This window comes from Mesorhizobium escarrei, assembly GCF_935825525.1.
Classification (GTDB): Bacteria; Pseudomonadota; Alphaproteobacteria; order Rhizobiales; family Rhizobiaceae; genus Mesorhizobium; species Mesorhizobium escarrei.
The window spans coordinates 79,308-89,702 of sequence record NZ_CAKXZT010000176.1; the positions used below are offsets into that span (position 1 = coordinate 79,308).

A 10,395-nucleotide genomic window follows, 5' to 3' on the forward strand; every position below is an offset into this window, starting at 1 on the left:
TGTTTGCCGAGTACGGAGCATGGACGCGCAAAGGACGCTGTAGCACTTTGAATCTGCGTATGATCCATTTCCGCGACACTGTTGGCCGGACATCCCGCCATGATCAACAGCCACAGGCGGAAAAACCGGGCGCCACGGCGAACGACCGTCCTCCTCCACGGTCCCGAGGCAAACGAGCGGTGCGGCAGTTCCAGCCTAAGAGCATCTGAGCAGGTCAGACGGATCCGAAACCGAGCCAACTCGGTCTTGCACCAAGAATTCTCTCCGGCACAGAGAAATGCCCCAGCGGACTTCGCCGCACGGCGAAGTCCTGGGAGCTGCGAAAAGCTGTCTTCCCTCCGCCTCTGTTGCTGCCCGAGCACCGGCCCTGCGAGCGAGGCGCCTGTCGGCACCCGCCCTCAACCGTCTTCAGCACTGTCCTCCGCGAGCGAAGAAACGCGATTACTTCTTGGCCTTCGCGGTCGCGGGCTTCGGCTTGGCCGCAGGCGCTGCTTTCTTCACCGCTACCGAAGACTTCGCTGCAGCTGCTTTCTTTGCCGGCGCAGCCTGCTTGGCCGGTGCAGCCTTCTTGGCCGGCGCAGTCTTTTTGGCCGGCGCAGTCTGGGCAGGTGCTGCCTTCTTCGCTGCCGGCTTTGCCGCGGCTTTCGCAGCCGGCTTCTTGGCCGGCGCTGCTTTTGCCTTGGCGGACGCAGCCTTGGCAGGTGCTGCTTTCTTCACCGCCGGTTTTGCCGCGGCCTTCGCGGCCGGCTTCTTGGCCGGCGCTGCTTTTGCCTTGGCCGCGGCGGCCTTCGGCTTGGCAGCAGGTGCTGCTTTCTTCACAGCTGCTGCGGCCTTTGCCGCCACTGCTTTTATTGGTGCTTTCATTGCCGGTGCCTGCTTTGCCGGTGACTTGGATGCCGGCGCTTTGGATGACTGTTTAGCCATATCATGCCCCTTCGTTGTGCCGACGGCCGTTAATGACCCGGCGTGTAATGCATATCTGACTCGCGCTTGTCTAGCCAGCGAAGCATTAGCATGATTCTTTCAGTTTAAGTTTTGATTACCGGCGACACACGCTCGTGCTGTTTTCGCAAAATGCGGCTGCTGCACTTCGCGCTTTGCCGAGGGTTTGCGACAGACATTCTGCGCGCTTTCCCGGACCAATCTCGCAACGAAGCGCTGAAGGTTAGCAGCCGTTTTGCTCGTCGATCATCGACCGGCAACACCATGATGGACTGCTTCAACCATCTCATCGTCTTGTGCAACCAGACGATCTACACAAGCTACAAAAGCAAAACGCGGCCCGCTCTGCGCCAGGACCTTGCCTGCGTTCGAGAGGACATTTTTTGCCAAGGTTGACAGATTACTCTATTCGGCAGAGTATTCTGCAGTATGCGGAGAAGCGCATGTCATTCGCGCAAAGATCAAGCGGCGCTGTCCCAGATCAGTGAGACTGAACGCCGGACACCACAGCAGGCCCGACAATGGCTGCCGACGAAATCATCCACCAGAGCGTGCGGCTCAGGATCATGGCGGCGCTGAATTCTCTGGAACGGCGCGAAGCGCTGGAATTCACCCGATTGAAGGTCATCGTGAATGCGACCGACGGCAATCTCGGCGCGCATATCGATACGCTTGCCACGGCGGGCTATGTCGATGTCGAAAAGCTGTTTGTCGGACGTCGACCGCAGACGCGGGTCAAGGCGACGTCAGTCGGACGGCGCGCATATCGCGGTCACGCCGCCTTCCTTCGCGCCGTCCTCGATGAGGCGGAGCAGCCTCGTGAACGCGGTCAGCGCAGGACGCGGCAGCGGCCGTTGTAGACCATCCAGCGGTCGAAGCCCGCGACGCAGAATTCGACATTATCGCCGATCGAGGCAAAGCCCTGCCCTTCCTCGATCAGATACCAGATGCTGCGGGCGTCGCCGTCGGACAGGCTGACGGTAGCGCCGCAATAGCGGCGGCCAATCGGCCAGGTTTCGTTGGCTGGCAGATAGCGATTCTGGTGGATGCCCTGGAAATCGGTGATCTCGACGTCGGGCAGATTCGGCACGTGGTGCACCTGATAGGAGAAGCGGCTGGTGATCTTGTTCAGCACCCAGGCCTCACCGCAAACGCCGCTGTCTTCTTCGGTATAGACGGCAAGGTCGGCCGCCTTTGCTGCCTGGGTGACAGCGAGTGACGTGCCGAGCGGCGTGCAAAGGGCGATCAGTGCGGCAAGGGCGGATTGGGCGAAGCGAGTCATGGCAGCCTCTTATGGTCGACTGCGTGCACTGTGCGGATTCGCTAGCGCGCGGTCAAGCGGTTGTAGCGACAATGGTTTCCTAGTCTGAGATCGCCTTCAACCAGGGCAGGCGCGCGGATACGTCCGCCACCTCTACGCGGCCAGCCATTCCAGCGTCCAATGCGCCGGTTTTTCAACGAAAAGCAATTTGTGCAAGGCCGGCAGCAGCGTGCGCAATTCGCGCTCCAGCGTGAACGGCGGGTTGACCACCACCATGCCGCTGCCGTCAAGGCTGGGCTCGGCCGATGGCGGCCTGATCTCGAAGCCGATGTCGAGCAGCTTCGGGACACCTGACTGCACCAGCGCCTTGCGGAAGGCGGCGACCGCCTTGCGGTCCTTGACCGGATACCACAACGCATAGACGCCTCCGGGCTGCCAGCGCTTGTGCGCTTTGCGCAGCCCGTCGACGAGGCGGTCGAACTCGCCCTCCTCCTCGAACGGCGGATCGACCAGCACGAGGCCGCGCTTTTCCTTCGGCGGCAGATGCGCGCCGAGTGCCAGCCAGCCGTCGAGCTCGATCACCCGGGTCTGGAAATCGCCGGCGAATAGCGCCCTCAGTTTCGCGGCATCCTGGCGATGCAACTCGATCGCCGACAGCCGGTCCTGCTTGCGCATGAGATGACGCGCGATCAGCGGCGAGCCCGGATACTTTTTCACGCCGCCTTCGGGATTGAGCGAACGGACGGCTTCCAGATAAGGTGCCAGAAGCGCTGCCGCCGGCGCGTCGAGCGAGGCATCGACAAGCCGGCCGATGCCGCCTTGCCACTCGCCGGTCTTTTGCGCCTCAGTCGACGACAGATCGTAGCGGCCGACGCCGGCATGGGTATCGATGACGCGAAACGCCTTGTCCTTCTGTTTCAGATATTCGACGAGCCGGCTCAGCACGACGTGCTTGACGACATCGGCGAAGTTTCCGGCGTGATAGGCGTGGCGGTAATTCACGAGCTAATTCGAGCCCCTGCCCCAGCGCGGCGGCGGCGGCTTCGAGTTCGGATCTTGCTGCCGGCGGCGGCCGTAACGAAACGCCAGCACCAGCCCGATCAGGCCGACAGCCATCAACGAGAAGCCAACCGGCTGCGCCCGGCGATCGACCTCGCCAACGCCGGAGCGCAGCACGAGGTCCACCGCCCGCATCTCGATGTCCTCGGCGTCGCCGGGGCCAACGGTGAAGATGTAGGGGCCGGGGCTGACCGTCGCGATCAGGCCTGCCTCGTCGCGGAAGACGTTGTCCGGCAGTTGCGGGCTGACCTGGCGCGGATTCTCGGCATGAGTGAACTGCAGCGTCGAGGCGAGTACCGTCCTGCCGCCTGTGGCAGCGGTCAGCGTCAGCACGGTGCGCTGTTGCGAGACGACGATGCGTTCGGCCCTGGCGGTGAGGTCGACCAGCACCCGCACCGGCGCGTCGCGAGCGGCCAGCGGCACCGTCACCGGCTTGAACCGGCCCTGTTCATAGACCCGCCAGGTCCCGATCTCATGGCCGGAGAAATTGGTCATCGCCCAGGGATAGACGACGCCGATGCCGATGCCGGCGAGCAGGATCAGAAGAAACAGAAAGCGCATGCGCTCGACTACCTTGCCTGCTTTTGTTTGACCATGATCTCGTCCGAAAATCGGTTCTCACTTTTTTGCTTCGCTGACCTTCGGTTCGGGATCATGGTCTAGCGCCGCCGTGGGCGCGTTCCATCTCGTCCCAGAGCCATGTCGGGGCCGCGATTCAAATGTCGTATCGAATTCGGCGGTGCCAAGATAGACAATAGCATCGGACCCAAAGGTGGGAACCGGTCTTGGGAGAATCCGAATGATCTGAGCGCCCGATAAGGAGGATCAGCCCTTCCCCTTCTGGAGGCTCGATTCCAATGCGCGCATTCCCGTCTCGTCGAACAAATGCAGATGTTGCGGCGGGAAAGCCACCGTCACAGTCGGTCCGGCCGTCAGCGCGGCCCGCTCGAGCGTGAAGACGTTGAACGGCAGGCCATGCAGGCCGAGATGCAGGATGATGCCGAAGCCGGTGGGCTCGATCAGGTCGACCGTCGCCCTCAGGCTGCTCTCCGAGCCCGGCGACATCTCGACATGCTCCGGCCGGATGCCAAGCGTCACCGCCGCGCCTTCCTCCAGTTGATAACCAGACGAAAGCCCAATCAGCGTTCCGTCAGGCAATCGTGCGCCGGCCGTGCCTGCGCCGACCTCATAGCGCGCCGACAGGAAATTCATGGCCGGCGATCCGATGAAGCCGGCCACGAACAGGTTGGCAGGGCGGTCGTAAAGCTGCAGCGGGCTGCCGACCTGCTGCACCACGCCCTCATGCATGGCGACGATCCGGTCGGCCAAGGTCATCGCCTCAATCTGGTCGTGGGTGACATAGATCGAGGTCGCGCCGAGATCGCGGTGCAGCTTCTTGATCTCTGCCCGCATCTGCTCGCGCAAGCGCGCGTCGAGATTGGACAGCGGCTCGTCGAACAGGAATGCCTTGGGCTGTCGCACGATCGCGCGGCCCATCGCCACGCGCTGGCGCTGACCGCCCGACAGTGCCTTGGGCCGTCGCGCAAGCAGCGGCTGCAGCTCAAGCTTCCTGGCCGCATTGCTGACGGCGGCCGTGATCTTCTCGCGGGCAGCCTTCCGGATCCGGAGGCCGTAGCTCATGTTTTCGGCGACATTCATGTGCGGGTAGAGCGCGTAGGACTGGAACACCATGGCGATGTCGCGGTCCTTGGGCGCCCGCTCATTGACGCGCATGCCGTCGATCCGGATCTCACCTTCGGTCACCTCCTCGAGCCCGGCGATCATGCGCAGCAGCGTGCTCTTGCCGCAGCCCGACGGCCCCACCAGCACCACGAACTCGCCGTTCTCTATCGACAGATCGACGCCGTGCAGCACGGAGACGATGCCGAAATTCTTGCGGACGTTGCGGATGTCGATCGATGCCATGAACCCCCCTCAGCCTTTGACCGCGCCGGCCGTCAGGCCCTGGACCAGATAGCGCTGGATGAACAGGAAGAAGAGGCAGGCCGGGATCAGCGCCAGCACGCCGGCCGCCATCATCTGCCCGAAATCGACCGAAAACTTCGACACGAAGGTGAGCAGACCGACCGGAAACGTGGCGGCGCTGTTGCCCGAAATCAGCATCAGCGCGAACAGCAGTTCGCTCCATGCGGCGGTGAATACAAAACCCAGCGTCGCGGCAATGCCGGGCAGCGTCAGCGGCAGGACGATCTGGCGAAACGCCATGAACTGCGTGGCGCCATCGATCTTGGCCGCCTCCTCCAATTCCTTGGGAATGCCGTCGAAGAACGACTGCATCAGGAACGTCGCGAAGGGGATGTTGAAGGCGGTGTAGACGACCACCAGCCCGGTCAGGCTGTTGGTCAGCCCGAGCGGCGAGAGCATCTTGAAGATCGGCGCGACCAGCATCACCAATGGAAACATCTGGGTGAGCAGCATCAGCGCAACCAGCCAGTATTTGCCGCGGAAGGTGAAGCGCGACAGCGCATAGCCGGAGAGAGACGCGAGCAGCGTCACGATCACGGCCGTCGCACCGGCAACGATCATGCTGTTCCTGAAGAAGACCGGGAACGCACTGTGGGCCAGCACGAAGCGGAAATGTTCAAAGCTCATCCGCGACGGCCACATGCGCACGCCCTCGGAATAGAGCAGGTCGTTCGGCGTGACCGATACTTTCAACAGCCAGAACAGCGGGAACAATGCAAAGAGGACGTAGCAAAGGATCGCCAGGCGGTGCAGCGCGGTGCCGAACGTCGAATAGTTGTTCATCTGGTCATCCCGATCAGGCCCGATCCATCAGGACTTGCCGCAGCATGACGATCAGCATCGAATAGGCGAGCAACAGGACGAGCAGCACCAGCGCAATGGCCGAGGCATAGCCGAAATCCAGGGCCCTGAAGGCTTGCGTGAAGATGTAGCTCGCGACGATCTGCGTGCGGTCGGCAGGCCCGCCGCTGGTCATGACGATGATCAGGTCGGCGAAGTTCGAGATCCAGACGGTGCGCAACAGCACGGTGATCGCAATGGTCGGCGCAAGGAACGGCAAGGTGATCGACGTGAACCGCCTGAATGCCCCGGCGCCGTCGATCGCCGCCGCCTCGTAGAGGTCGCGCGGGATGGCCTGGAGCGCGGCCAGCAGCGTGATGGCGAAGAAGGGAATGCCCCACCAGACGTTGGCGATGATCGGTCCCCACATGGCAAGCTGCGGATTGGAAAGGATGTTGGCCGGCTCATTCATGAGGCCGAGCGCATAAAGCCAATGCGGCAGCGGTCCGATGACGGGGTTGAACAGCCACGCCCAGTTGAGCCCGGTGAGGAAAGTCGGCACCGCCCAGGGCAGGAACACCAGCGCCTGCGCTATGGCGCGGCCGGCGAACGGCCGGTCGAGCAACAGCGCCAGGATCAGGCCGAACACGAATTGCAGCAAGACGGACGCGCCGGTCCACCACAGCGTGTTGCGCAGCGCCCGATAGAAATTGTCGTCATCATAAAGGGTGCGAAAATGATCGAGCCCGACATACCCGCCAGAAAAGGGATTGAGCAAGTGCACGTCGCGGAAGGCGTAGGACAGGCCTAGCACCAGCGGCGCCAGCATGATGGTGACGATCAGAATCAGCGCCGGGGCGGTGTAAAGATATGGCTCGGCGTGGCGCGTGATCCGGTCGACCAGCGACCGACGGCGCGATTCCGGGAACCCGGCGGTGGCGTCAAAAACCATCAGCTAACGCTTTCGCTCCAATCGACCATCCTTCCAATCGACCATTCTTCCAATCGACCATGGACGAGACCTATCGGAGCCACCCGCGATGGGCGGCTCCGACGCCTGGCGTCCGCCGTTTATTTCTTGGCCAGGTATTTCTGCTGCGCCTTGGTCAGATAGTCGGCCCACTGGTTGGCCATTTCCTCTGGCGTGATATCGCCAAGCAGTGCCTGTTGACTGGTCTTGATGACCATCGAGTCCTTGAAGAAGGCGAACTCCTCGAGATAGGTCGGCATGACCGTTGGCACTGCATCCTTGTCCTCGAGTTCAGCGAACCAGCCCTTGAACTGCTCGCTTGCGTAGAAGGGATCCTTTTCGGCCGACTTGTGGACCGGCAGCGCTCCGGTGCGCTTGTTCCACTCGATATTGCCCTCCGGCCCTTCGAGCGTTTCGATCAGCTTCCAGGAGAGGTCCTTGTTCTGACTGGCCGCCATCATCGACCAACCGGCGTAGCCGATGGTCGGGAACGTCTTTCCGCTCGGCCCCTTCGGCATGGTCGTGACACCGTAGTCTTCCGGCTTCATCCGCTCGGCTATCGCGATCAGCGCGTCTGGATCCTGATCGAGCATTGCGCAGGTGCCGGTGTAGAATCCGGCGACGATTTCATTAAAACCCCAGTTGACGCTGTCCTTCGGCGCCAATCCCTTCTTGTACAGGTCGACGACCCAGGTCAGTCCCTTGACCCAGCCTTCGCTGTTCATCGTCGAGGTGCCGTCTTCATTGAAGAACTTGTTGGAGCCGGCCATGGATGCGCCGAACATGATCCAGCCGTTGAGGCCGCCCGGCCCGCCGCGCAGGCAGTAGCCATATTTGCCTGGAAGCTTGGAAATTTTTTCCGACGCCGCCACGAACTCGTCCATCGTCTTGGGCGGCTCGGTGACACCCGCCTCCTTGAACAGCTTCTTATTGTAGAACATCGCCCGGAGATAGAAGCCGTAGGGCAGCATGTAGGCGGTGTTGTTCACGTCGCGGCCGAGTTCGAGCGCGCGATCGGTGAGACCCGAGGTGTGCTCCCATTTGGCAAGATAGGGTTCGAGGCTCTCGAGAAGGCCGTTGTTGGCATAGAGCGACAGCCAGGTATCCGGCATCTCCATGACGTCGGGGATTTCGCCGGCGGACACCATGGTCGCGAATTTCTGGAACGCCTCGCCCCAGGGCAGCGAGATGACCTCGACCTTCGTGCCCGGGTTGGCCGCCTCGAATTTGGAGACGATCGACTTCAGGGTTTCGGTGCGCTCGGGGCTGGTGATCACCTCCACGAGCTTCAGCGTCGTGTCGGCGAATGCAGCACCCGACATCAGTACGGTGGCGAATGCGGCGATAAGGAGCTTCTTCATTTTCCGTTCCCTTCTTGTCTGGTTGCTTCAGGTCTTTTCTTCGGAAGCGGCGTCGATCGCCGCTTCCAGGTCACTCCACAGCGCCCCGGTTCCCTCGAGGCCGACATGGAGACGCACGGACCGCGGATGAACGCCGAACGCCATCGCGGAATTGGGTTGGGCCTTCTGCTGCAGCACGACCTCGCCGGGCACGATGAGGCTTTCGTGGCCGCCCCAGGACACGCCCAGCTTGAACAGCTTGAGGCGGTCGGAAAAGGTGCGGATGTCGATGCCGTCGCGGAAGACAAATGAGAACAGGCCCGACGTGCCAGTGAGCCCGGCGGGAAGCAGGTTGGCCAACCCCGGATGGCAGACCTTCTCGACAACAGGATGTTCCTGCAGGCGCCGGGCGATTTCGAGGCCGGAGGCCTGATGGGCGCGCATCCGGATCGGCAGCGTGCGCAAGCCGCGAATCAAGAGCCAGGCATCGAATGGCGACAGCTTGCCGCCGAGATATGGATAGGCTTCGCCGCGGATGCGGCCGATCAATTCCTTGGAGCCCGCGACCACGCCGGCCACCACATCGCTGTGACCGCCCAGATACTTGGATGCGGAGTGGACCACAACGTCGACACCGAGCGACAGCGGCCGCTGAAAGACCGGGCTGGCCCAGCTGTTATCGATGATGGTCGGGATACCGCGGGACTTTGCCAGAGCAGCAAGCGCACCGATGTCATGCGTTTCCATGACCCAACTAGTCGGGCTTTCCATATAGAACAGCTTGGCGCCAGGCAGGGCGCTCGCGACAGCCGCCTCGTCGCGCCCGTCGACATACGTCACCTCGATGCGCATGCGCGCGAGCAATGTCCCGAACAGTCTGAACGCGTCCGGGTAGATATGCCTGACCGCGACAATGCGGTCACCCGGTTCGACGAAGCTCAGCACTGCCGATGAGATGGCAGACATGCCGCTTGCAAAACCGATCGCGTCCTCGGCGCCCTCCAGCTTTGCCAGCATTTCCTCGAACATGCGCACGGTCGGGTTCAGCCCGCGCGTGTAGGTCGGCCGCACTTTTTCGCCGCGGTATGTCTCGAGCATCTCGTCATAATTCGAGAACGTGAAGAGCGAGGTCTGCACGATCGGCGGGACGACGGCATCGAAGGCGTTGCCCTCGTCATGGGCGGCGATCAGCGAGGCCTGGTCGAAAAAATCGGGACCGTTCATTTCGACATTTCCTCGATATCCTCTTCCACGATCTCGAGGATCTTCAGCGTTTTTCCGCGCGCCAGCTCCGCATCCCTGGCGACGATGGCATCGAACAGCTCGCGGTGATACGGGAACGATCGCCGCGCGAAATCCTGCCGGTCGAAAGGATGGTCCCAGAAGCGTTCGAACGCTTCGCGCATCTGCCCCAGCAGCTGCCGGAAAAGCGGATTGTGCGTGGCGTCGTAGACGGCCAGGTGAAAGGCCAGATCTTCCGGCCCAGACGTGCCGGTGGCGAGATGGACGCGCTCCATCTCGATGAGTTTTTCCTCGATCGTCCGCAGATCGTCGACTGTCCGCCGCCGCGCCGCAACCATGCTTGCCTCGGCCTCGATGCCGCGGCGCACCTCGAGGGTGTGCAAGAGACCATCGCGCAGTTCTGCCGCATCGAGCGACAGCGGCAAATGAATCGTGCCGGCGGATATCGGCTTGAGCAGATAAGTGCCGCTGCCTTTGCGGGTCTCGGTGACGCCGAGCGCTTCGAAACGCCCCATCGCCTCCCGTATCGTCGAACGCCCGACGGAAAGCGCGGCCATCAATTCGCGTTCGGTCGGAAGCCGGTCACCGCTCTTCAGCGCAGCGCGCTCGACATAGTCAGCCAGCGCTTCCATAACTTGTTTGCCGCGGTCCAGCGGCGGGAGCGTGGCGATTGCCACACGCGTGGCAGGTGCCCCGGGCAGTTCGCCGCGCGTTCGCATGGGTACTTACGCCCAAAATTGGTCTGACATCTTAGCAGTTTTGCGCGCCGCCGGCCTTTCGTCAAGTGGCCTGGGCAGATGGGGTATTCGGCTTGC

General features: G+C 62.3%; 11 protein-coding genes. 2 read left to right on the forward strand and 9 right to left on the reverse strand.

All coding sequences use genetic code 11. From position 1 onward, the window contains the following. Positions 1 to 448 precede the first annotated feature (448 nt). Together NMG80_RS34995 and NMG80_RS35000 are read left to right on the forward strand one after the other, a co-directional pair. A complete protein-coding gene (locus NMG80_RS34995; RefSeq protein WP_254022360.1) occupies positions 449 to 1,018 on the forward strand; it encodes a hypothetical protein in 570 nt (189 codons plus the stop codon). Positions 1,019 to 1,463: 445 nt separating this feature from the next. Further along, on the forward strand, positions 1,464 to 1,802 hold the full coding sequence (locus tag NMG80_RS35000) for a transcriptional regulator (RefSeq protein ID WP_254022361.1): 339 nt from the start codon (positions 1,464 to 1,466) through the stop codon (positions 1,800 to 1,802). Here the strand turns inward: NMG80_RS35000 and NMG80_RS35005 are convergent. The 9 genes from NMG80_RS35005 to NMG80_RS35045 all read right to left on the reverse strand — a co-directional run bounded on the left by NMG80_RS35005 (position 1,772) and on the right by NMG80_RS35045 (position 10,299). Further along, on the reverse strand, positions 1,772 to 2,224 hold the full coding sequence (locus NMG80_RS35005; protein WP_254022362.1) for a hypothetical protein: 453 nt from the start codon (positions 2,222 to 2,224) through the stop codon (positions 1,772 to 1,774). The genes NMG80_RS35000 and NMG80_RS35005 overlap by 31 nt on opposite strands. Positions 2,225 to 2,356: 132 nt before the next feature. Continuing rightward, on the reverse strand, positions 2,357 to 3,205 hold the full coding sequence (locus tag NMG80_RS35010) for a 23S rRNA (adenine(2030)-N(6))-methyltransferase RlmJ (protein WP_254022363.1): 849 nt from the start codon (positions 3,203 to 3,205) through the stop codon (positions 2,357 to 2,359). 3 nt (positions 3,206 to 3,208) lie between these two features. After that, entirely contained in the window at positions 3,209 to 3,823 is a 615-nt protein-coding gene (locus tag NMG80_RS35015; protein WP_254022364.1) for a hypothetical protein, read from the reverse strand. A gap of 264 nt (positions 3,824 to 4,087) precedes the next feature. Further along, positions 4,088 to 5,188: an ABC transporter ATP-binding protein gene (locus NMG80_RS35020; RefSeq protein ID WP_254022365.1), complete on the reverse strand. Its 1,101-nt coding sequence runs from the start codon at positions 5,186 to 5,188 to the stop codon at positions 4,088 to 4,090. A 9-nt stretch (positions 5,189 to 5,197) separates the two neighbouring features. Continuing rightward, a complete protein-coding gene (locus NMG80_RS35025; protein ID WP_254022366.1) occupies positions 5,198 to 6,031 on the reverse strand; it encodes a carbohydrate ABC transporter permease in 834 nt (277 codons plus the stop codon). Positions 6,032 to 6,044: 13 nt separating this feature from the next. Next, complete coding sequence (locus tag NMG80_RS35030) at positions 6,045 to 6,980, reverse strand: carbohydrate ABC transporter permease (RefSeq protein ID WP_027152651.1); 936 nt, start codon at positions 6,978 to 6,980, stop codon at positions 6,045 to 6,047. A gap of 119 nt (positions 6,981 to 7,099) precedes the next feature. Next, positions 7,100 to 8,359: an ABC transporter substrate-binding protein gene (locus tag NMG80_RS35035; RefSeq protein WP_254022367.1), complete on the reverse strand. Its 1,260-nt coding sequence runs from the start codon at positions 8,357 to 8,359 to the stop codon at positions 7,100 to 7,102. A 27-nt stretch (positions 8,360 to 8,386) separates the two neighbouring features. Continuing rightward, positions 8,387 to 9,562 carry a PLP-dependent transferase gene (locus tag NMG80_RS35040; protein ID WP_254022368.1) on the reverse strand — a complete coding sequence of 392 codons (1,176 nt, stop codon included), beginning with the start codon at positions 9,560 to 9,562 and terminating at the stop codon, positions 8,387 to 8,389. Beyond that, positions 9,559 to 10,299 carry a FadR/GntR family transcriptional regulator gene (locus tag NMG80_RS35045; protein ID WP_254022369.1) on the reverse strand — a complete coding sequence of 247 codons (741 nt, stop codon included), beginning with the start codon at positions 10,297 to 10,299 and terminating at the stop codon, positions 9,559 to 9,561. The genes NMG80_RS35040 and NMG80_RS35045 overlap by 4 nt, the downstream gene beginning before the upstream one ends. Positions 10,300 to 10,395: the final 96 nt, after the last annotated feature.

Bases quoted from the DNA above. Each gene is read 5' to 3' on its own strand.
- NMG80_RS35035 (WP_254022367.1), bottom strand. From the start codon at position 8,359: ATGAAGAAGCTCCTTATCGCCGCATTCGCCACCGTACTGATGTCGGGT.
- NMG80_RS35040 (WP_254022368.1), bottom strand. From the start codon at position 9,562: ATGAACGGTCCCGATTTTTTCGACCAGGCCTCGCTGATCGCCGCCCAT.
- NMG80_RS35005 (WP_254022362.1), bottom strand. From the start codon at position 2,224: ATGACTCGCTTCGCCCAATCCGCCCTTGCCGCACTGATCGCCCTTTGC.
- NMG80_RS35045 (WP_254022369.1), bottom strand. From the start codon at position 10,299: ATGCGAACGCGCGGCGAACTGCCCGGGGCACCTGCCACGCGTGTGGCA.
- NMG80_RS35000 (WP_254022361.1), top strand. From the start codon at position 1,464: ATGGCTGCCGACGAAATCATCCACCAGAGCGTGCGGCTCAGGATCATG.
- NMG80_RS35030 (WP_027152651.1), bottom strand. From the start codon at position 6,980: ATGGTTTTTGACGCCACCGCCGGGTTCCCGGAATCGCGCCGTCGGTCG.
- NMG80_RS35015 (WP_254022364.1), bottom strand. From the start codon at position 3,823: ATGCGCTTTCTGTTTCTTCTGATCCTGCTCGCCGGCATCGGCATCGGC.
- NMG80_RS35025 (WP_254022366.1), bottom strand. From the start codon at position 6,031: ATGAACAACTATTCGACGTTCGGCACCGCGCTGCACCGCCTGGCGATC.
- NMG80_RS35020 (WP_254022365.1), bottom strand. From the start codon at position 5,188: ATGGCATCGATCGACATCCGCAACGTCCGCAAGAATTTCGGCATCGTC.